The following is a 22,522-nucleotide window of genomic DNA, read 5'->3' on the forward strand; positions in this document are numbered from 1 at the left end:
CTGCGCGATGCGCAGTTCATCGAACAGGCCGAGTCAAGACCGGCGACGGGCTTGCCAGTCAAAACCGCAGCACGGACGTGTCGGCTCGAGGGTAGGGCAGCACTGCTGTCTCAGCTGGCAACGCCGCTCGTGGTCTTCCCCGGGCCCGTCCGAGAAAACGCGCATCGCGCGGTTTCTCGGCCCTCGGTCCAGGCCGTGCCTGGTCCGGGGTGAAGGGGGCGGACAGCCCCCTTCTGGGGTGCGGGGCAAAGCCCCGCGCATCCCTGTGGAACCACCCTCAGGAAGCGCGACCCTTCGCGCCGCGCTTCGGACTCGCGGCGGCGGCCGCCGAACGCGCCTTCGCCTCGTCCAGCATCTCGGAGGCCGCCTTCAGCGCGCTCGGGCCGACCTTCGCGCCCGCAAGCATGCGCGCGACCTCGGCGACGCGATCCTTGCCTTCGACGCGCTTGACCGTGCTCTTCGTGATCGGCCCGTCGACCTGCTTCGACACCACGAAATGCGCGTCCGCGAAGGCCGCGATCGTGGCGAGGTGCGTGATGCAGAGGACCTGGTGGTGCCGCGCCACGTCCGCGATTGCGCGGCCGATCTTGTCCGCCACCGCGCCGCCGACGCCGGCGTCGACCTCGTCGAACACGTAAAGCCCCGCTGGCCCCGACTCCGCGAGCGTGCGCTTGAGCGCGAGCAGCGCGCGCGAAAGCTCGCCGCCCGAGGCGATCTTGCGCAGCGGGCGCGGCTCGATGCCCTTGTTCGGCGCGATGAGGAACTCGACACGGTCGATGCCGTCGCGGCCGAGACGTGCCCCGTCGACGACGAGCTCGGATCGGTCGCCCGAGAGCGGCGCGACGTCGACGATCACACGCGCGCCGCCCATGCCGAGATCGGCGAGCTCCCCGCCGATCGAAGCGCCGAGCTTCTCGCCTGCCTCGCGCCGCTTCTGCGAGAGCTGCCGTGCGCGCTCCCCTGCCGCGCGAAGCAGCCGATCGCGCTCGTGCTCCAGCGCTTCGAGCTTCGTCTCCACGTTGCCGAGCCCTTCGAGCTCCGCTGCGATCCGCGATCGCGCCGCGATGACGTCGTCGATCGTGGGCCCGTGCTGCCGGAGCAGGCCTTCGAGCCGGTACATGCGGTCCTCGATCTCCGAGAGTCGCGACGGGTTCGCCTCGGCGCGGTCGGCGTATCGCTCGACCTCGCGGGCGATCTCGCGAAGCTCGGAGAACAAACCATCGAGCGAGTTCGCAGTCGCCTCGAGGGACGGATCGAGATCCGCGGCGGCGCGCAGATCCTTCGAGAGCTTCGCGAGCTCGTCGCAGATCGCGTGCTCGCCTTGATCCAGCCGCGCGGCGGCGTGCTCGGTCAGCTCGCGGAGCCTTCCGGCGTGGCGCAACCTCTGTCGATCGGCTGCGAGCTCTTCGAGCTCGCCGGACCGCGGGGATACCGCATCGATGCCCTGGAGCTGGAAGCCGAGGAACGCCTCGCGCTCGGCGCGCCCGCGCTCGGCTTCGCGCACCTCGCGGATCTCCGCGACGACCTTCTCGAGCTTCTCGACCTCCGCGGCGAGCGCCTCGCGTGCGGTCGAGAGGCGGCCGAATCGATCGAGGTAGCCGAGGTGCGTCGAGGGATCGGTCAGTGCGACGCTCTCGTGTTGTGAGGCCACGTCGCAGAGCTCCGACGCGAGCGCTTGCAGCTCGCCCGCGGTGCAGAGGCGTCCGTTCAGGTACGCGCGTGATCGACCGTTTTGCTGCACCACGCGGCGGATGACGAGCTCGCCGCCCGACGACACGCCGGCCGCGTCGAGGGCCGTCGCGAGCCGCTCGCTGCCCGTCACGTCGAAGAGCGCCTCGACCTCGGCCTCGTCGGCGCCGGGCCGCACTTGCTCGGCGTTGCCGCGGCCGCCGAGCACGAGCGAGAGCGCGCCGACGACGATCGACTTGCCCGCGCCGGTCTCGCCGGTGAGCACGTTGAAGCCTGGCTCGAGGCGGAGCTCGAGCGAATCCATGAGGACGAAGTTCTTGACGCGGAGGGCGACCAGCACGGGGCCGGGAGGATAAAGAACGCCGCGAGAAACGTCGACGCGTTCCGCGCGAAGATCAGCGGATCGTGACCGACTTGCTCACGGTCACGGGATCGCCGGAGAACGGCGGGACCGAGGCGCTGCGGAATGCTGCGGCGATGCAGCCGCCGGTCGGCGTGCCGGCGAACGGCGGGCCGTTCACCTGCGCCTTCGTGGCGCGGCCGGACGGGGCGAACGTGACGCTCACGCGGGCCGTGCCGCTCGGATCCGTGGGCGCCCTGCAGCCTGCGGCCCTGCCGGCGGCGGCGCCGAGCGCGGACGATGCGGCGCCCCTGTTGAACTCGTTCCCGCCGCCCGAGGGCGCCTCGGGTGCGGCGGACTTGTTGTTCGCCGCGGCCATCGCGGCCGCGAGATCCTGCGCCTTGTTCCCCGTCGCGGCCTCGGCCGGTTTCGTCTCCGGCGTCTTCTCCTGCGGTTTGTCGCCGCCCGCCGCGGGTTTGTCGCGACCATCACCCTTCGCCGCTGCCTCCGTCGAAGAAGCGGCGCGTTTGTCCGGGGACGCCTCGGTGCCAGCTTTCGCCGCCGGGGTGTTCGTGGTCGGCGTGGGCGCCTGGTTCGTGCTCGCCGTCTGCAGCGCGGGCACCGTGTCATTCCCCGGGCTCGGTGAGGTTGTCGACTCGATCCCCACCGCGGCCGTCGACTCCTCCGTCGTCGTCGACGCGCGTTGCACCGCGAAAAACACGAGCCCTGCGAGGGCCGCGACGACCACGACTCCGATCCCGAGCCGCTTGCGATCGAGCTTCCCGCCCGCGGCCGCGACATCGACGTCGAGGTCGATCGCGTCCATCGACGACTTCGTCGCAGGCGCCGGCGGCGCCGTGACGGGCGGCGCGGCCAGGAGGAGTGAGCCTCCGTTGCTCGCCGCGTCGGTTTTTCCTGCGGCGGGCTCGACCGGCTTCGGCGCGGTCGTGAGATCTTTGCCGAGCCCGGACACGCCGAGTGCCGACACGTCGGGCGCCACGAGCGGCGTCAGCGACTGGTTGTTGAAGAGGCTGTTGCTCAGGTTGAACAGGTCCTCGTCGACGAGCTTCCGGCTGCGGCTGATCTCGCGCGGATCGGGCCGCGATCCGCGCTGAGCCGCCTTGTCCGCGGGTTTTTCCGGGGCGGCTTCGGGTTGCGCGTGCTTGGCCTCGTGCTTCTCGACATCGAAGACCTCGAAGAACGAGGGCCTGTCGTCCTCCTCCTCCTTCAACGTCGGCGTGCGCTTCGTCGTGGTCGGGACCGGCTCCGGGGTTTTCGTGAGCACGGGTTGCGAGGTCGCCTTCTCGCGCGGCGCCGGCGGCGGAGGCGGGATCTTCGGGTTGTCGGTGCCTGCGAGCGCGGGCGGCGGCACCGTCACGACCTCGGCTGACACGTCGAGGTCGAAGACGCTCGTCCGCTCGGGGATCGACTTCATCGTCTCTGGCGGAGTCTCCATGTTGCCCCCTGCCGTCTTCGTGTCGTTTTTCTTGTCGCTCATCGTGGCAGAACCTCGTGCTCGTCGGGTCCGGCCGGGTCTCCCGAGACCCCGGAGATCCAGTGCTCTTCGAGCCAATCGAGCGCGACATCCGCGCTGCGGAGCGCCGCGTCGACGGCCATCACTTGTGGATCCGGCGCACCCAGATCCTTGGCGTAGGCGCGCGCGTAGAGGATCCACGTCGAGAGCTCGTAGTGGTGCAGGAGCGGCCCGAAGCGATGCGTGTCGAAACGCGCGATCCTCTCGGCGGCTTCCTCGACGGAAGGCGCGCGCACGAGCGCGGTGCTCGCGTCGAAGAGCAGCTCGCGCAGATCCTCGAACGCCTTGTCCGGGTCCTGCGACACCTCGTCGAGCATCGCCTCGAACGCCTCTTCCGGCATGCCGGCTTGCTGTGCGGCCTCGGCCATCGCGGGCACCTGCGTCTCGAGGAACGCGGCGTCCGGCGCGTGGCCAAGCAAGCGACCGACGAGGTAGAGATCGAACGCGCTCGCGATCGACTCGCCGAGCAGGAGCGCCTCGGGGCTCTGGCTCGCCGTCGTGCCGAGCGCCTCGAGCGCGCGTCGCGTGACGTGATGCCAGCCCGCGTGCATCACCACGTCGGCGGGGATCGCGTCGCTGTCGAGAACATCACCGGGCTGGTCGGGCGACCAGAACGTGAGGTTCAAGAAGAGCGCGCGATCCCACCGCGCTTCCGGCGTGCCGGGCTTCGGCACGAGGAACGCGACGTGGTCACGCACGAGCGCGCGCTTGAGCTCGGCGTAGAGACCGATGTGTCGATACGAGCGCTCGTCCTCGATGCGGAGATTGTCGAGCGTGAAAGGTTGAAGTCGCACGGGAACCCGCGTTCAGGCTACGCGGACATCGGTCCCGGATCGAGGCCCACGCACGTCCGACACGATTTCCTCCTGGGGCTCGTGGTATCGGGCGAGCTGCCGGTGGAGGATCAGCCGGAAGACGAGCACCACGCCCACATCGTCGATCCAGGTGATGAAAGGCACGGCGTCGGGCACGAGATCGAGGGGCCAGACGCAGTAAACGACCGAAAGGACGACCAGCGCCTTCGCCCAGAGCGCACCTTCCCGGTCGCGGAGCAGCCGCCATGCCGCTGGCGCATCCCGGAGAAGAGGCACGAGCGCGAGCCCGCGAGCCTTTCCGGAGACCTTCTTGCCTTCGAGCTTCTGCGGGCGTGCGTCGGTGGTCTTTTTCACGACGGCCAACATGGTTCCGCTGTGCGCGGCTGCAAGGGGCGGGGGCAGGATCGCCGCGGGGCCACGCTTGAAAGTCCGTGCTGGTCGGGCATGATGCCGGTCCGACCTAGCCCGGCCAATGCCTTGGCGTAGGGCGTCTTCGAGGAGGCATGTCTTCATGATCCGGCTGCGGTCTTTTCTTCCGTTCGTGCTCGCGCTCGCTCCCCTGGCCGTAGGCTGTAAGAAGGACGAGCCGCCCGCGCCTGCGCCGGAGGCGAAGCCGTCGACGGCGGCGCTGCCGAGCGGGAAGGGCAAGCTTCCGCTGCGCACCCCGATCGCGCCCGTCCCGAAGTTCGACCCGCAGGCGATGAAGGACTACCGCCTCGAGGTTTGTTACTTCGGTACGCTCACCCTGCGTCAAGCGCGTGACGCTTACTTCACGAGCCTCGGCAAGGACGAACCGAGCGAGAAGAAGATCCCGAGCTTCGGTATCCCCGGCGCTCCCATGCCGCCGGCCCCGCCCACGCTCGCGAAGCCGGGCGGCTCCGCGGCGCCTTCGGCCGGCCCCGCGCCCTCGGCCGGCCCCGGTCCCTCCCATACGCCGAGCGCGCACGCGGGCCGCAAGATGGCCGAGATGGGCATGCGCGCGCCGCACGAGCGCAACGCGCGTGCTTGCACCGTCGCCGCCGGTCTGAAGGAGCCGCCGATGCCCGACGTCGATGCGGCGCTCGCGACGTTCGCCCCGTTCTCCCTGGAGCTCAGCCGCAACATCGCCGCGGCCAGCGTGTACTACCAGCGCGAGGAGTACACGAAGGACAAGTTCGAGCGCGGCAAGGAGCTGCACAAGAAGCTCGTCGCCGACTTCGCCAAGCTCGACGAGACCGCCGACAAACTCGGGAGCGCGATCGCCGCGTGGCGCAAGGATCACGCGGTCGACATGGCGAAGCTCGACGAGGGCGAGCGGCTCGTGCTCACGGCCTACGAAAGGGCGCGCGGGCTCGTCCTGTCGGTGCTCGCGAAGAAGATCGACGCGGCCGCCTACAAGGAGGGCGTCGCGGCGCTCGCGAAGGACGTCGAGGCCATCAAGACGTTCGGCACGAACAACCCGAACGATCCGTGGGCGAAGATCACGGTCCCGCCGCTGAGCGCGTTCCAGAAGGCGGCCGAGGAAGCCCAGGCGAAGATCAGCGACAAGGGGATCGAGCCCGACGCGTTCCTCTCGCTCGTCAACGGGTTCACGTCGGTCATCGAGGCGAAGCACCGCGCGCTCTCGCGCTCGCTCACCGCGAAGGGCCAGGTCGTCGAGCCAAAGGCGGGGCCGCCCATGCGGCAGATCCCGACGCCGGGGCAGCAGGTCGAGCATCCCGACGATCACGCCGGCCACGCTCATTGAGACGAGCTCCGCGGGGGCGGGCTCTCGGGCCCGCCTCAGCGCTCGCCGCGATGCCTCGAGATCGCGAGCCGATACAGCGCCTCGTACTGGCGGCTCGCGTAATCCCAGCCAAACGGTTTTTTCATCGACCGCCGCTGCATCGAGCGGAAATGCTCGGGGTGCTCGCGGTAGATCCACACCGCTTCGAGCACCGTGTCCGCGAGCACCGAGGGCGAGAGGTCGAGGAACTTGAAGCCCGTCGCCATGTGCTCGACCGTATCGTCGAGCCCGCCCACCGCGCGCACGACGGGCAGCGTGCCGTATCGCTGGCTGTAGAGCTGGTTCAGCCCGCAGGGCTCGTACCGCGAGGGCATGACGAACAGATCCGCGCCCGCCTCGATGCGGTGCGCGAGCGCGTCGTTCATGCCGAGGTACGCGCGGAATCGATCCGTCGAGTGGCTGAGCCGCGTGAAGAGATCCTCCGCCCAGCCTTCGCCAGAGCCGAGCACCACGACCTGCACGTCGTGGTTCAGCAGCGTGCCCAGCGCGCCCGCGAAGATGTCGATGCCCTTCTGGTGCACGAGCCGGCTGATGAGGCCGATGATCGGTACGTCGGGACGAACCGGGAGCCCCATCTCGCGCTGGAGCTCCGCCTTGCAGAAGGCCTTGCCTTGCAGATCGTCGGCGTCGAAATGCGCGGCGAGGTGCCGATCCGTCGCGGGGTTCCAGACCTCGTCGTCGATCCCGTTCAGGATGCCGATCACGTCGTTGCCGCGCTCGCGCAAGCAGCCTTCGAGCCCGTGCCCTCCTTCGCTCGTCTGGACCTCCAGCGCGTACCGCGGCGACACCGTCGAGAGCATCGTCGAGAAGTTGATGCCGCCTTTCAGCAGGTTCAGCCGATCGTAGGACTCGAGCGCGCGGTGGTGGAACACGTCCCAGCCGAGGCCGGTCACGGGCAACTCGTGTTTGTCGAACCAGCCCTGATAGCCCATGTTGTGGATCGTCAGGACAGACGCGGCACCGCCGAGCGGAGAGCGGGCGTCGAGCGTCTTCATGTAGATCGGCACGAGGCACGTCGGCCAGTCGTGCACGTGCACGACGTCGGGGATGAACCCGAGCGCGAGCGTGAGCCGGAGCGCGCCGCGCGAGAGGAACGTGAAGCGCGCGAGGTTGTCGCGGTAATCCCCGTTCGAATCGTTGTAGATGCCGCTGCGATCGTAGAGCTCGTCGTGCTCGAGGAGGTAGACGCGCGACGTGCTCTCGCCGAGCCGCGCCTCCCACACCGCGCCCCACGCTTCGCCGCCGCCCACGGGCACGCCGAGCGAGAGCGGCAGCCGTTTGGCCGGGTGTTTCTTCGCCACGCGGTAGCGCGGCATCACCGTGCGGACGTCGTGTCCGCGCGCCGCGAGCGCGATGGGGAGCGCGCCGGCCACGTCCGCCAGGCCTCCCGTCTTGGCGAAAGGGACGCACTCGGAGACGACGTTGAGGATGCGGAGGCGGGGCATGCGTTCAACCGACCGACGGTGCCGGCAGCCTACCACGGCTCGCCGCGTTGACGATCTTCACGAGCCTGTCGATCGAGCGTTCGAGACCAAGCGCCGAGGTGTCGATGATGTGGGCCGCGCGCTCGTAGAGGGCCCTTCGCGCACGCAGGATCGCGCGGAGCTCCTCCATCGCCGCCGGCCGGCTCGCCATGGGCCTCGCGTCGCCTTGGTCGATCACGCGCTGAAAATGGTCTTCCGGGCGCGCGCGGAGCCACACGGTCACGGCCTCGCGGCAGAGGAGCTCGAACGTCTCGTGATCGGTCACGAGGCTGCCGCTCGTCGCGACGATCCCGCGATCGCCGCGCGCCACGAGCCGCTCGAGCTCCTCGCGTTCGAGCCTGCGGAAGTACGCGGTCCCGTGCATCTCGAAGATTTCAGTGAGGCTCATCCCGGCCCGCGCTACGACCAGGCTGTCGAGTTCCACGAAGGGCAAACCAAGCCGGGCCGCCGCGCGGCTCCCGAGCGTGGTTTTTCCCGCTCCACGCAGGCCGAGCAGCGCCACGAGCGGGCCCTTTTCCGCCGCGCGTGGTTCGTCCGTGGGAGCGCTCGCGAGCAGCGCCGAGGCGGATGTATCGAGCGCGCGCGCGATCGCGTCGAGACGAACCACGGACACGTTCGCCTTGCCGCCCTCGACGAGCACCAGAAAGCGCTCGCTCACGCCCGACGCGGCCCCGAGATCCCGCAGCGTCAAACCCGCCGCGCGTCGCCGCTCGCGCACCCGCTCGCCGAGCGATTGCAGGAGCGGCGAGCCTGTGCCTTCCGCTTCCTCTGCACCCGCGTCGGGCTTTTTTCGGGCCGCCACATCATGCACTATATTTCATGAACGCAGCTCCGACAAGCAGTATATTGCTTGACAGCCCATCGCCCCGGTGGTGGAGTTTTCGGCGATGGGCATCGAGAGTGAAAGCAGCGGGGCCAAGGCGCCCCCCATCCGTTTCGAGACACATCCGAGCCGGTACAAGCACTGGAAGCTCTCGTTCGAGGGCTCGATTGCTCGGCTCGTGATGGATGTGGTCGAGGAGGCGCCGATGCGCCCCGGCTACACGCTCAAGCTGAACAGCTACGACCTCGGCGTGGACATCGAGCTCGCGGACGCGGTGGAGCGGCTGCGCTTCGAGCACCCCGAGGTGAAGGTCGTCATCGTCACGAGCGGCCAGCCGCGCATCTTCTGCGCCGGCGCGAACATCTACATGCTCGGTTCGTCGACGCACGCCTTCAAAGTCAACTTCTGCAAGTACACGAACGAGACGCGCCTCTCGCTCGAAGGGGCGTGTAGCGAGAGCGACCAGCACTACGTGGCCGCGCTGAACGGCGTGGCCTCCGGCGGCGGCTACGAGCTCGCACTCGCGTGTGAGAAGATCCTGCTTTGCGACGATGGATCGAGCGCGGTCTCGTTCCCGGAGACGCCGCTGCTCGCCGTGCTCCCGGGCACGGGTGGGCTCACGCGCCTCGTCGACAAACGCAAGGTCCGCCGCGATCTCGCCGACGTGTTCAGCACGCTCGCCGAGGGCGTTCGCGGCAAGCGCGCCGAGGAGTGGCGCCTCGTCGATCGTTCGATCCCGAAGAGCCGCTTCGATCAGGTGGTGATCGAGGAGGCAAACGCGATCGCCGCGCGCACGAAGGACAAGCAGGGCCCGGGCATCACGCTCGCCCCGCTCGAGGTGAAGCGCTCCGCGGACGGCAGCAAGTCGAAGTCCGAGTACAAGTACGTCACGCTCGTCGTCGACAGCCAGACGCGCGTCGCCGAGCTCGAGGTGCGCGCGCCCGACAGTGCGCCGGAGACCACCGTGGAGGCCCTGCACAAGAGCGGCTCCGACGTGTGGGCGCTCCGCGTGTTCCGCGAGCTCGACGATGCGCTGCTCGATCTGCGCTTCAACCATCCGGAGGCAGGCCTCGTGCTGCTCCGGACGAAGGGTGATCCCGAGGCCGTGCGCGCCGCGGACAAGGCGCTCCACGCGCTGCGTGACGACTGGTTCGCCCGCGAGATCCTGCTCAAGATGCGTCGCACGCTGAAGCGGCTGGATCTCACGGCGCGCAGCGTGTTCTCGCTCGTCGAGCCCGGCTCGTGCTTCGCGGGCAGCCTCTTCGAGCTGGCCCTCGCCGGCGACCGGACGTACATGCTCGACGGCGGCGACGAGCCGCCGGTGATCGGCCTCTCGCCGCTGAACTTCGGCCCGTTCCCGATGCCGAACGGCCTCACGCGTCTCGAGACGCGGTTCCTCCACGATCCTTCGGTCGTGAAGCGTCTGGAAGGACAAACCGAGCTCGTCGACGCGGACGCTGCGAAAAAACTCGGGCTCGTGACGTTCACGCCCGACGAGATGGACTGGGACGACGAGGTGCGGATCGCGGTCGAGGAGCGCGCGAGCCTGTCGCCCGACGCGCTGACCGGGATGGAGGCCTCGCTGCGCTTCGCCGGGCCCGAGACGCTGGAGACGAAGATCTTCGGGCGTCTGTCGGCCTGGCAAAACTGGATCTTCCAGCGCCCGAATGCGGTCGGCGAGCGGGGCGCGCTCACGATGTACGGCCGGCCCGAGCGACCCGAATTCGACTGGAGGCGAACGTGAGCTCTGTCGTCAATTCCGAGCGTATCCCGAACAACGTCGATCTCGCGTCCGACAAGAAGCTTCAGCGGGCGCTCGAAGCCTGGCAGCCGAGGTTCATCGACTGGTGGAAGGAGATGGGTCCCGAGGGCTTCCAGGAGGACCAGATCTATCTCCGCACCGCCGTGAGCGTCGATCACGAGGGCTGGGCCCATTTCGACTACGTGAAGATGCCCGACTACCGCTGGGGCATCTTCCTCACGGACCCGGTGGCCGAGCGGAAGATCGGCTTCGGCGATCACATGGGCGAGCCCGTCTGGCAGAGCGTGCCCGGCGAGTTCCGCAACGTGCTGCGCAGGCTCGTCGTGACGCAAGGAGACACCGAGCCCGCGAGCGTCGAGCAGCAACGTCTGCTCGGTCAGTCGTGTCCGAGCCTCTACGATCTGCGCAACCTGTTCCAGGTGAACGTGGAGGAGGGGCGGCACCTCTGGGCGATGGTGTACCTGCTCCACAGCTACTTCGGCCGCGACGGTCGCGAGGAGGCCGAAGCACTTCTCGAGCGCCGCAGCGGCAACCCCGACAAACCGCGCATCCTCGGGGCGTTCAACGAGCCGTGTCAGAACTGGCTGTCGTTCTTCATGTTCACGTACTTCACGGATCGCGACGGGAAGTACCAGCTCCTCGCGCTCGCCGAGAGCGGCTTCGACCCGCTGGCACGCACGACGCGATTCATGCTGACCGAGGAGGCGCACCACATGTTCGTCGGCGAGACGGGCATCCTGCGCATCGTGCAGCGCACCGCAGAGCTGATGAAGAAGAACAAGAACGAGGACGCGCGCGCCGAGGGCGGGATCGATCTGCCGACGATGCAGAAGTACCTGAACTTCTGGTACTCGGTGTCACTCGACCTGTTCGGCGGCGAGATCTCGTCGAACGCGGCAAACTTCTTCGCGTCGAGCCTGAAAGGGCGCGCGAAGGAGGAGAGCTACGAGGATCATCGCGCCGTCGACGGCGTCTATCCAATGGACGTGCCCGTGACCGCAGGGCCGGGCGTGGTGACGGGCTTCCGGCGCGAAGAGGTGCCGCTGCGGAACGCGATGAACGAGGTGTTGCGCGACGAGTACATCGAGGACGCGCAGCGCGGAGTCGACAAGTGGAACCGCGCGCTCGCCGAGGCAGGGATCTCGTATCGGCTCACGCTGCCGAGCCGAAGGTTCCATCGGCGCACGGGGATCTACGGCGGGCTCTACTTCGACGTGCAGGGCAACGTGCTGGCGAAGGAAGACTGGGAGCGCCGTCGCGACGAGTGGCTGCCGAGCGAGGCAGATGAGGCGTACGTGAAGAGCCTCATGACGGCGCCGATCTACGATCCGAAGCAGATGGCGAACTGGATCGCGCCGCCAAAGCACGGGATCAAAGGCCGGCCCGTCGATTTCGAGTACGTGAAGCGCACGGCTTGAGTCTCAGCTGGGAGCGGCTGCGCTGGGGCTTTGCCCCAGGCCCCACCCGGGGCTGTCCGCCCCGGGACCCGGGGCCTGCGCAAGCGCTGGACTTGGGGTCGATGAACTGCGCGATGCGCAGTTCATCGAACAGCCGCTGACAAGACCACCAACGACCCTGCCCTCAAACACAGCAGCTCTTCCCGTCGGCGTGTGGACAAGACCTTCGTGGTCTTGTCACGGGCCCGTGGGAAGAACTGCGCATCGCGCAGTTCTTCCCCCCTCGGTCCAGGCCGTGCCTGGTCCGGGTGCAGGGGCGGACAGCCCCTGCCGGGGTCCGGGGCAGCGCCCCGGCGCCCACGCCCCAGCTCAGCCTACGACGTGTAGGGCGTGACGCCTTGCGCTTCGAAGAGCTCGGCGCGGGCTTCGGAGAGCTCGGTGTTCACCGTGCGCAGACGCTGCGAGAGGCCCTGCACGAAGCTCCAGAGCAGCTTCACCGCGAGCACGGGCTCGCGTCGCATGACGTTCATCATGTCCGTTCGCGTGATGACCATCGTGCGCACCGACTCGAGCGCACGCACCGTGGCCGAGCGCCGCGAGTCGTCGACGAGACCCATCTCGCCGAAATAACCGCCCGTCATGATCGTCGTGATCGCGACGTTGTCCTTCTCGACGGCCACGCGACCGCGCAGGATCACGTAGAGGTCCTCGCCCGGCTCGCCCTCGGTCACGATCGCCGCGCCGAGGGGGTAGCTCTTCACCTCCGAGATCGCGAGGATCTCGGCTTGCTCGCGGTACGTGAGGTGCATGAAGAGCGGGATGCCGCGCAGCGCCTCGTGCTTCGTGAGCGCCTCCGGCTCTTCCGCCGTCGCGCCGTGGAACGAGAGCACGATTGCTGTGATGTTGTCCCGGCCGCCACGCTCGTTCGCGAGGTCGATGAGCTGCTCTGCGAGGTTGTCCGGCACGCTCGCGCAGAGCAAGGGGACCTCCTCGTCCTCGATGTAGCCGTACAGCCCGTCGCTGCAGATCAGGAAGAGGTCGCCCGGCGTGATCTCCACGAGCAGCGTGTCGACCTGCACCGACTCCTGCGTACCCACGGCCCGCGTGAGCACGCTGCGCAGGGCGCTCGTCTTTGCCTGCTCCTTCGTCATCGTGCCGTTCTTGATCGAGGCCGCGACGATCGTGTGATCCTCGGTCAGCCGGTTCGCCACGTCCTGGCGCAGGAGGTAGGCGCGGCTGTCGCCCACGTGCCCGACCACGGCGCGATCCCCGGCGACGGCGAAGAGCACCATCGTCGTGCCCATGCCGCGGAGCTTCGGGTCGTTCTCGGCCATGGTCCAGAGATCGGCGCAGGCGGCCTGGATGGCCGCTGCGACGAGCTCTTGCGCGGCGATGCGGTTCTCCTGGGAGGGGTTTTCCGAAAAGCGCGTCAGCACCTCGACTCGATCGGCCACGTAGGCCCGCGCGACGTCGACTGCGCGGCGCGAGGCGACGTCACCGGCCGCCTGACCACCCATGCCGTCGGCCACGATGTACAGGCCGAGGTCGGGGTCCACGAGGTGACTGTCCTCGTTGCGCTTGCGCTTGCGACCGACGTGCGTCGCGGCCTGCGACGTGACCGTGAGAGGCATGCCCCGCATCCTAGTCGAGGCGAAGGCCGCTTCGGAAGGCGCTACGCGTCAAACCGTGGGCGCGCGTCGTTGGAACGGGAGAAACCCGATTGCGAGCGCGAGCCCGAAGATCACGTGTTCGAGGATCGCCGGACCCACGGGCACGCGCGCTGCGATCGCGCCGAGGCCTACCGCGGGCAACACCGCCTTGTACATGACGAACCAGACGATCACGCCGTACGCCGCGCCGAACACGAGCGTTCGGAACGCGTTCGCGCCGAAGACGAGCAGACCGAACAGCGCGCCCCAGGTGATCGACACGGCGAAATGCACGAGGATGCCGAGCACCACGGCGCCTGCGTCGAAGCCGGGCGCGAATGCGCGATCGTCGAGGAACGGAGCCGAGGCCCACTTGAACACGATCCACGGGTCGACGCCGCGCGCGACCGTCGAGAGGAGCCCGTACAGGCTCGCCACGATTCCCGCGAAAACGCCCGCGATCACGCCGCCCGAGAGCGCGATGATCGCTCGCTGTCTCCCCCTCGCCGCCATGGAGGACCCGTGGCGCCGGGCGGTTGCATGTCAACCGCGGGAATCCTGTCGCAATCGGGCGGGCTCGGCGCCGGAGCCTTGACGCCGGCCGGTGGCTCCCGATCATCCCTCCATGAAAACCAAACTTCGGCGCGATATCGCGCTCTTCTTGGCCTTGGCCTCGGCCGCCGCGCTCGGCGCAGCCGGGGTCTCGTGCTCCTCCACCGGCGGCGGTGGCTCGTCTGCCACCCAGGGAACGGGCGGAGCCGGCGCCTCGGGCTCGGGCGGCTCGGCCGGCTCGGCCGGCGCGGGCGGGGAAGGCGGCGACTTCATCGGCAGCGGCCCCAATCCGAACGGACCGTTCCTTGATTTCCCCGCCGGCCCTCAAATCGACATGGGCGTGCCCGCGCAGGCCCCCGAGCTCTTCCAGGGCACGCCCGCGCAGCCGCAGGGCGGCCCTTGTGTCGCGGAGCCGCCGATGGAGGCGCTCGTCCCGACGAACTGGACGCCGCTGCGATTCGAATGGATCGCGCCGGCGGGGCACAACGTCTTCGAGCTTCGGCTCAAGGTCGACAACCAGGTGAACGAGCTCGTGGTCTACACGACGGCCACCTCGTACACGATTCCCGCGGACATCTGGTCCGGACTCGCGGGGCACAGCGCGGGCCGGGACATCAAGGTGGCCGTGCGAAGTGCGCAGATCGACGGAGGCCAGCTCATCGCCGGGCCGTTTGTCGGCACCGAGGGCGTGGTGCATGTGGCGCCCGTCGCGGCGCCGGGATCGATCGTCTACTGGACGACGGGCGCGCCGGGCTCGGGCAAGACCGCATTGAAGGGTTTTTCCATCGGCGACACCAAGGTGACGACGGTGCTCTCGCCCGAGATCGTGGGTGGAGATACGACGTGCGTGGCTTGCCACGCCTCGTCCCCGGACGGCGCGCTCACGTTTTTCACCCGCGACGCGTCGGTCGGGACGCGGACCGTCTCGGCGCGAAAAGTGGACGGGACGGCGGGTTTGCCCACGGAGATGCAGGTCTCGGCCGTGGCGCTCGGGCTGCTCGGGCGGCAGAAGCAAACGGCCCCGACGCTCTCGGAGAAGCATTACACGGCGCAGGATGCCGTCGCCATCACGGTGATGATCGATCCCACGCTCACGGGGAACAGCTACGAGCTCGTCTGGACCGATCTTCATACGCAGGATCCCGCGACGGGATGGGGCATCCTCCCGCGCGTCGGGGATACCCACGCGCCTGCGTCGCCGACCTTCTGGCACGACGGGACGACCATTGCATACACGACGGCCACGAGCTCCGGCGAGGGCGTCGTCACGGCGATCTCGGACGCCGACATGACGATGGACATCTACACGGTGCCCTTCAACGACCGGCAAGGCGGCAATGCAACGCCGCTGCCTGGCGCGAGTGATCCGGCGTTCGTGGAGTTTTACCCGGTCATCTCGTCGGGCGACACGTTGCTCGCGTTCAATCGGTTCGCGCCGTACAAGCTGCCGAATGGGGCGTGGGCGGATTCGTACGACGAGCCGATGGCGGAGGTCTTCGTGGTCCCGGCGAAGGGAGGGGAGGCGGTGCGCGTGGCGGGCAACGATCCGCCGGCCTGCGTGGATCGGAAGAGCCCGGGCCTCACGAACTCGTGGCCGCGCTGGGCCCCGAGCGCCGAGGTATTCAACGGGAAAAAGTATTACTGGCTGACGTTCAGCTCGAAGCGGCGCGACCTGAACAACCCGCAGCTCTTCGTGAGCGGCGTCGTGACGACCGTGCAAGCCGACGGCTCCGAGGTGATCGACAAGACGTACCCCGCGCTTTACGTGACGTCGCAGGTCCCGGAGGAGAACAACCACACGCCGGCGTGGGACGTGTTCCAGATCGAACCGCCGCAGTAGCAGTCATCGAGGCAAGACACCCCTCGACATTTCTGGTGCTTGACGTGGGGCCCAGTCCTCTGCGCACTGGCTTGCATGCGCTGGGCCAACGTCTTCCTTTCGTGCCTGCTCGTCCTCTTCGCCTTCGTGCAGGGCTGCACCTGCGAGAATGGCAGCGTGCCCCCTCCGGCGCCGGCCGTGATTGCATGCAAGCCCCAGCATCCATCGCTCCCGGCGGTGCGAGCAGACGGGCCGGCGAGGGCGGTCGCGGCCACGCTTTCGGCCTCCTTCTCGCTCACGGACACGGGCGAGGGCGCGATTTCGATTCCGCTCACGGCGCCCCGGGGGCGTGGTGGAATCGAGCCTGCGCTGTCCGTCGCTTATAGCAGCGCCGCGGGCGACGGCGTGATGGGCGTCGGGTTTTCACTCGTGGGCGCGTCGGCGATCACGCGTTGCGCGAAGACGATGGCCCTCGACGGCGAGATCCGCGCGGTCCGATATGACGCGAGCGACACGGCGTTTTGTCTCGACGGCAGGCGCCTGGTGAAGGTCGCGGAGCATGGAGAGACGGTCGAGTACCGGACCCTGCCCGACGCCCACATCAAGGTGCTGGGCCATTTCAAGGGTGAGGAGCCGGCCTCGTTCGAGGCGCTCTTGCCTTCGGGCCACGTCGTCGCGTACGGCGAAGACGAAGGGAGCCGACCACGCGCGCGTGGAGGCGCCTCGCGCGCGTGGCTCTCCTCCTCGATGAGGGACATGCGCGGCAATACGATGACCTACGGCTATTGCTTCGCCGAGGCGGACGGGTACACGGCCGAGTACGCGCTGGACGAGATTCGCTATACGAGCTTCGAAGGCGCGTCGACGCTCCCCGAAACGCGGGCGATATCGCTCGGATATGGCACGCGGGACGCGAGCGACGTGCGGTTCCATCACGCAGGCGGCATGAGGCTGCAACGCTCGCTGCGGCTCGACGAAGTGCAAATGCGCGGGCCGGGGGACACGTTGGTTCGACGATATGCATTCACCTACGACCACAGCGAGACGACGGGGCGGACGCGACTCCTGGAAATGAAAGAATGCGGCGCGGACAACGCCTGCACCGAGCCGATGAGGTTCTTGTATCCGGCGCGGGAGCGGGGCTTTGCCGAGGTCGACACGGGCGTCCCCGCCCCGACCTCGACGCACGCGAGCCCCTTGCTCCTCGACGCCGACGGTGACGGGCTGGATGACCTGCTCGTGCCGGACACGAGCGCGCTGAGCACGCCCCAGAATCCGATCACGGCGTGGAGGATTGCGAGGAACGACGCGGGGACGCTCGGCGCGCCGAAGCTCGCGTATTCGCAAGAATGGCCGCTCGTACCCGAGCCGCCTCCGCCGGCGGACCCCTCCCTCATCCAGCCCGAGCTGGGCACACCCATCGATTATGATCAAGACGGCCGCGCGGACGTGCTGCTCCACGACGTGCGCGGGTGGAAGAACGACCATATCGTCCTTCGATCGAAGGGGGACGGCACCTTCGAGGAGATCGATACCGGGATTCCGAGGCCGTTCCCGCTCGGCGCGACGCCGCACGGCCTGCGATCGAGCGGTGGATCCGTGCATCTGGCGGACGTGGATGGAGACGGCGTGCCGGACTTGATCCAATGCGAGGATCATGGTGACGCCCCGGATCCGACCCTGTCTTCGTGGAGACTGCATTTGTGGCGACCGGGCGGCTTCGAGCCGACCTTCTCGCCGATCGCGCTCCTCGATGGGTATGGGTGCGGCGTCGAGGTCCATACTGTCGACATCGACGCGGACGACAAAGTCGAGCTCGTGATGCCAGGTTTGCGCATCTTTGGCGGCGACGAAGCCGTACAGCTCGCGACCTATACCGCGTTCGCACGAGCGAGCGACGGGACGTGGACGAGCGTCGATACGAAGTTGCCGCTCGTGCCGGTGGGCGGTCGCGTGATGTTCCTGGACGTCAACGGGGATCGACTGCCGGACGCCGTGACGGGCGGTTTCTCGGATACGCGGCTCTACACGAGGCTGAATACGGGGCACGGCTTCGACGCGTCGCCGATGCATAGCCTCGCATGGGATGGGGTCTTCCCGCAGGACACCTATTTTCGTCTGGCGACACCGCTCGATTTCGACGGTGACGGCCGGATGGATCTCCTCATGCCGCTCCGCGCGGGAGGCGGCCTGCTGCCGAGGTGGACCGTGCTCTGTGCGGCGAGCGGAGAGCTCACCTTCGAGCCCGTCGATGCGGGGATTCCCTTCGAGGCCGAGCTCGGCGACGCCATCACGCTCGCGGATCCTCGCGGGCCTCGCGTCTCCGACGTGAACGGCGATGGTGCCAGCGATATCTTGATGTTCATCGGGAACGCGCTCCGCGTGTTTCGCAACGAGGCAGTGGACCCCGACAGGGTCGTGGGATTCTCGGACGGCGTGAACGTGGATCCCCCCAACGTCGAGCTTTCGTATGGACACATGATCGAGGATCCGGACCATTATGATCCGCGGGCCGACCCGGCGAATGGCTGCGCGTATCCTCGTGTCTGCGCCGTCGGCTCGCGCCGCGTGGTGACGAGCTACGCCACGATCGACGGAAACGGCGGCCAGCGACATTTCGACGTGCGCTACGAGGACGGCCGGTACGATCGCCGCGGGCATGGCTTTTGGGGCTTCTCCGCGCGTGTGGTCACGGAGCGGGAGACGGGCGCGGAGACGACGGACCTCTACGACAACCGCACCTATCTCGAATCCGGCGAGGTCGAGGCGTACCCCTTCGCGGGCCAGGCAGAGGGGCGGCATCTACGCTTCCCGTCGCTCGATCCTGAAAAGGACGAGGTCTCTCTCGTGGACGTGACGCCCACCTATATCCCCACGGAGAATGGCAAGAGCTATTTTACATTGCCCCTCACGCGGCGAACACAGCGGAGACAAGGCGCGACGCTCCTGCGCGACACGACGACGGAGGTCCTCGATTTCGATGCCTTCGGCAACGTGCTCGAGGTGCATCAATCGACCCTCGGCGTGGACCTGACCCTGCACACGACGCGCGTCGTCGAGAACGACACCGAAAGGTGGGTGCTCGGGCAGGTCCAGAGCCAAAAGGAGTGCAGCGCGGCCGCGGGAATCTCGCAATGCCGTACACGGACGCAAACGACGAACACGTTCGGCGAAGTCGAGACGGCGTCCCTCTCGACCGATGACGGCGGCCTCGAAGCGAGTTTGTTCGTGAAGTACGAACGAGACGAATTCGGCAATGTCACGACCGTGACGGCGGACGACGCCTTCGGGCACCATCGGGTCTGGCGCACGGCCTTCGATGCGGAGGGCATCTTTCCGGAGCAACGCACGAACCCGGCCGGGCACGTCACGCGCTCGAAATACGACAGCCGCTTCGGTATGCCGATCCGAGAGACCGATCCGAATGGACTCTCGACCGAGTGGTCTCACGACAGCCTGGGCCGGTTGCAGCACGAAAAGAGGCCCGACGGGTCCGAGACGTGGATGGATCTGTCGCGCGGGCCGGACGGGCACATCGTGAAGAGATCGAGGACGACCGGGGGCGCCGAGGACGAGGTGATCCTGGACGGTCTGGGTCGGCCGATTCGCCATTTCTGGTACGGTCCGGATACGATCGAGGGAGAGGGAGAGCCGCCTCGGTTGATGCAGGTCATCGAATACGACGATCGCACGGGGAAGGTCCGGAGGCGCTCGGTGCCGACGAGCGAGGGCACGCCCGACGCCGAACTTCTCTTCGACGAATACGAATTCGACATGCTGGGGCGCGAGATCGTGCACACGACGCCCTGGGGGGCCGTCACGAAGACGACCTATGATGGCCACTTCGTCGAGGTGCTCGATGCGCACTCGCACCTGACCGTCACCGAGCACGACGCGCTCGGTCGTCCCGTGATCGTCACGGACGCGGCGCATGGGAAGACGGCGTCCACGTATGCGCCCTTTGGCGTGCTATCGAGCGTCGAGGATCCTGGCGGCGCCGTGACGCGGATCAAGCGTGATGCCCTGGGGCGCCCGCGGGAGATTGACGATCCGGATCGAGGCAAGACGACGCTCGTGCATGATGGGTTCGGCGGTTTGCTATCGACGACGGACGCGCTCGGGCGCGTGACGACATTCGAAGTGGACGCGCTGGGCCGCGTGACGTCGCGCGTCGACAAACAAGGCGGAGCGACGTGGACGACGCTCTTTACGTGGGACACGGCGGCGCACGGCATCGGGCGACTGCGGGAGGTGACGAGCCCGGATGGCGTCAAGAGGTATACGTATGACGATCGGGGGCGAACGGAGAGCATGACGCTCTCGGTGGTCGGGGCGCAATTCGAGGTGCGTTCGTCGTACGATGCCTTCGGCCGCGTGTCGTCGATCTCGTATCCTGGCGTCGAGCCTTTCTCGGTGACGTACACGCATGACGATCATGGCCATCGGGTGGCCGTGCGTGACACCTTCACGGGCGCTGCCTACTGGCGCCTCTCCGAGGTGGACGAGGCGGGGCGAACCCGGAAGGAAGTGTTCGGGAACGAGGTCGTGACCACGCGGAGCTATTTTCAGGACAAGCAGGCGCTCCACCGCGTGTGGACGATGTTCGGCGCGACGAAGATCCAGGATCTATCGTATGAATTCGACGCGCGGCTGAACCTCACGAGCCGCACGGACGCGCTGCAATCGCAGAACAAGACGGAGCGATTTCGCTATGACGCGCTCGATCGCTTGACGTGCGCCTACTTCAGCGCGCCGCTGAATCCGGCCGCTCCCTGCAACAGCTCGTACGCGTATGCGCCGAATGGGAACCTCCTCTCCCGGTCCGACGTGGGCGCGTACGTGTATGGCAATTCCCTGCATCCGCACGCGGTGACGAGCGCGGGCGGGGACGGGTATTCCTACGACGCGGTCGGCAACCAGGTGGCCCGTCCCGGCGCGACGGTGACGTATACGCCCTTCGATCTCCCTCGCGCGATCACGATGGGCGCGGCGACGACGACGTTCGGCTATGACGGCGACGAGACGCGGATTCGAAAGACGACGCCGACGAAGGAGACGATCTACGTCGGGGACCTCTACGAGCGGATCGAGGACAAGGCGACGGGGGCGGTGGAGCATCGGTATTCGGTGCACTCGCCGGAGCGGGTGGTCGCGATTGTGACGCGGGGAGGCGCGGAGGCGGGGACGCATTACCTGCACGTGGATCACCTGGGCTCCATCGAGACCGTGACGGACGAGCAAGGGAGCCAGGTCGAGAAGCGCAGTTATGATCCGTTCGGGCAGCGGCGAAACGTGATCTGGGGATTGCCGCCGCCGGCCTCGTCTTCGAGCAAGGCGACGACCCGGGGTTTTACCGGGCACGAGGGCGACGACGAGCTCGGCCTCGTGAACATGAAGGGCCGGATGTTCGATCCGCGGCTCGGGAGGTTCTTGACGACCGATCCCGTGATCGCGGACGTATTCGACGGGCAGAGCCATAACCGATACAGCTACGTCGTCAACAACCCGCTTTCGCTCGTCGATCCGACGGGGTTCGCGCCGGCGGGCGGGGTCGTGCAGCAGCCGGGGTATCCGGACGTCCCGCTGCCGGAGGATCAGATTCGGCCGAGCCCGCGGTTTCTGGCGGGGCAGGAGGTGCGTCGGCTGCTCGCGCACGAAATCGATCCGCCGGGCGTCGGGGCAGGGGCGCCCGCGACGGACGTGGATACGACGGGGAGCAAGAGCGCGGCGAGCGTCGATCTGCCGACGGTGGAGATCCCGCACCCGTCCGGGCCGGGGACGGATGATCCGTTTGGCGTGTATCCGCCGGACGTGATGCTGGATTCGAGCCCGATTCCGTTGTTCGAGCAGCTCTTCGCGGGCGGGCCGGGCGGCGGGCGGACCGCGTTCGTCGTGCAGGAGGAGGGCGGGATCGGGCGGGATTTGTCGATCCTGTTCGGGCCGGAGCGGGAGGTGATTCTGCTGCGGCCGCAGATCGGGGATCCGGTCCTGCGCGACCCGAGGGAGCAGGCCGCGGGGCGGCTCTTCTTCGAGGGGACGCTGGTGCTGGGCGCGGTATTGACCCCCGGACCGGAGGATGATATCGCGCTGCTTGGTGGTAGGGCCCTGCGGCGGGGTCCGAACGCCGCAGGGGGTGGAGCAAGGGTTGGCGAATTCTCCGTCATCGACTGGAGGGGCTATCCAACTGGAGTGGCGAAGCCGACGGGCCCCTTCCGCCTTCTCGAGGGCGCCGAATACCAAGCGGCGCGGGAAGCTGCGAACAAGGCGAACGTCGCTCTTCGAGCCGCCGATCCGGCCAGGCACGCCGGGAAGCAGATCCACGAGATCCATCCTGTAAAGTTTGGCGGAAGCCCGACGGCCCCCGCGAACAAGGTGGCGCTGACGCCGTCCGAACACGCGAAGTACACGACGTTCTGGAACCGGCTGATGAGGGATATCCAATGAGTACGCTTGACGCCTTCTTGGCGACAGCCCAGACGCGGGCTGGAGCCAAAGACTCGGAGATCGCCTTGGTAGAACGCGAGATTGGTCAGCGATTGCCGGACGACTACAAGGCGGTCCTCCGTCGAAGCAATGGTCTTGAGGGGTTTGTTGCTCCGCATGCGTATCTCATGCTCTGGTCGATTGGTGGGATCCGCTCTCTAAATGACGCCTACTCCGTCGCGGAGTTTCTCCCAGGGGTCATCCTCATCGGCACAGATGGTGGCGACACGGGCTACGGCTTCGCGTGGGGGGAAGCAACGGCACGCTACATCAGCGTGCCGCTGATTGGCATGGAACCGAAGGCGGTGTCGATTCTCGGCAGCGCTTTGACCGATCTCATTAACCAACTGAGGAAGGAGAGCACGACCTGATGCATTATGCGCCTGGTCGAACGCGCTTTACGAGGCCGC

Annotated in this window: 14 protein-coding genes; 6 read left to right on the top strand and 8 right to left on the bottom strand. The window is 67.8% G+C overall.

Features of this window, described 5'->3' with window-relative positions; genetic code table 11:
• Window positions 1-277 precede the first annotated feature (277 nt).
• The 4 genes from recN to KEG38_RS39845 are packed head-to-tail and all read right to left on the bottom strand — an operon-like array spanning window position 278 to window position 4,732.
• Window positions 278-2,029, bottom strand: coding sequence for a DNA repair protein RecN (gene recN, locus KEG38_RS39830; protein WP_272425693.1), 1,752 nt, complete (start codon window positions 2,027-2,029; stop codon window positions 278-280).
• Between the two features lie 55 nt (window positions 2,030-2,084).
• The gene (locus KEG38_RS39835) at window positions 2,085-3,527 is read right to left on the bottom strand and encodes a hypothetical protein (protein ID WP_272425694.1); all 1,443 of its coding nucleotides are present in this window, start codon (window positions 3,525-3,527) and stop codon (window positions 2,085-2,087) included.
• Window positions 3,524-4,357: a hypothetical protein gene (locus tag KEG38_RS39840; protein ID WP_272425695.1), complete on the bottom strand. Its 834-nt coding sequence runs from the start codon at window positions 4,355-4,357 to the stop codon at window positions 3,524-3,526. Before KEG38_RS39840 ends, KEG38_RS39835 begins: the two co-directional genes overlap by 4 nt.
• 12 nt (window positions 4,358-4,369) lie before the next feature.
• Window positions 4,370-4,732, bottom strand: a complete 363-nt coding sequence (locus tag KEG38_RS39845) for a YkvA family protein (protein WP_272425696.1) — start codon at window positions 4,730-4,732, stop codon at window positions 4,370-4,372.
• A gap of 157 nt (window positions 4,733-4,889) precedes the next feature.
• Between KEG38_RS39845 and KEG38_RS39850 the strand changes: the two genes are divergently transcribed.
• On the top strand, window positions 4,890-6,104 hold the full coding sequence (locus KEG38_RS39850) for a DUF3829 domain-containing protein (RefSeq protein WP_272425697.1): 1,215 nt from the start codon (window positions 4,890-4,892) through the stop codon (window positions 6,102-6,104).
• Between the two features lie 35 nt (window positions 6,105-6,139).
• Here the strand turns inward: KEG38_RS39850 and glgA are convergent, their stop codons facing one another.
• Both glgA and KEG38_RS39860 read right to left on the bottom strand, forming a co-directional pair.
• The gene (glgA, locus tag KEG38_RS39855; RefSeq protein ID WP_272425698.1) at window positions 6,140-7,588 is read right to left on the bottom strand and encodes a glycogen synthase GlgA; all 1,449 of its coding nucleotides are present in this window, start codon (window positions 7,586-7,588) and stop codon (window positions 6,140-6,142) included.
• 4 nt (window positions 7,589-7,592) lie between these two features.
• Complete coding sequence (locus KEG38_RS39860) at window positions 7,593-8,429, bottom strand: shikimate kinase (RefSeq protein ID WP_272425699.1); 837 nt, start codon at window positions 8,427-8,429, stop codon at window positions 7,593-7,595.
• Between the two features lie 85 nt (window positions 8,430-8,514).
• Between KEG38_RS39860 and boxC the strand changes: the two genes are divergently transcribed.
• Window positions 8,515-10,194 (top strand): 2,3-epoxybenzoyl-CoA dihydrolase, encoded by a 1,680-nt coding sequence (gene boxC / locus KEG38_RS39865; RefSeq protein ID WP_272425700.1) that lies wholly within the window; start codon window positions 8,515-8,517, stop codon window positions 10,192-10,194.
• Window positions 10,191-11,630, top strand: a complete 1,440-nt coding sequence (boxB, locus tag KEG38_RS39870; protein ID WP_272425701.1) for a benzoyl-CoA 2,3-epoxidase subunit BoxB — start codon at window positions 10,191-10,193, stop codon at window positions 11,628-11,630. Before boxC ends, boxB begins: the two co-directional genes overlap by 4 nt.
• Window positions 11,631-11,983: 353 nt before the next feature.
• Here boxB and KEG38_RS39875 read toward each other — a convergent pair whose 3' ends face one another.
• Entirely contained in the window at window positions 11,984-13,240 is a 1,257-nt protein-coding gene (locus tag KEG38_RS39875) for a cyclic nucleotide-binding domain-containing protein (RefSeq protein WP_272425702.1), read from the bottom strand.
• Window positions 13,241-13,288: 48 nt separating this feature from the next.
• On the bottom strand, window positions 13,289-13,771 hold the full coding sequence (locus KEG38_RS39880) for a hypothetical protein (protein WP_272425703.1): 483 nt from the start codon (window positions 13,769-13,771) through the stop codon (window positions 13,289-13,291).
• A 112-nt stretch (window positions 13,772-13,883) separates the two neighbouring features.
• On the opposite strand from KEG38_RS39880, the gene KEG38_RS39885 reads away from it, so the two are divergent.
• The 3 genes from KEG38_RS39885 to KEG38_RS39895 all read left to right on the top strand — a co-directional run bounded on the left by KEG38_RS39885 (window position 13,884) and on the right by KEG38_RS39895 (window position 22,483).
• Window positions 13,884-15,650 (top strand): TolB family protein, encoded by a 1,767-nt coding sequence (locus tag KEG38_RS39885; RefSeq protein WP_272425704.1) that lies wholly within the window; start codon window positions 13,884-13,886, stop codon window positions 15,648-15,650.
• A 75-nt stretch (window positions 15,651-15,725) separates the two neighbouring features.
• Entirely contained in the window at window positions 15,726-22,073 is a 6,348-nt protein-coding gene (locus KEG38_RS39890; RefSeq protein ID WP_272425705.1) for an FG-GAP-like repeat-containing protein, read from the top strand.
• A complete protein-coding gene (locus tag KEG38_RS39895) occupies window positions 22,070-22,483 on the top strand; it encodes an SMI1/KNR4 family protein (RefSeq protein WP_272425706.1) in 414 nt (137 codons plus the stop codon). Before KEG38_RS39890 ends, KEG38_RS39895 begins: the two co-directional genes overlap by 4 nt.
• Window positions 22,484-22,522: the final 39 nt, after the last annotated feature.

The organism is Polyangium jinanense (genome assembly GCF_028435265.1).
GTDB classification, from domain to species: Bacteria; Myxococcota_A; Polyangia; order Polyangiales; family Polyangiaceae; genus Polyangium; species Polyangium jinanense.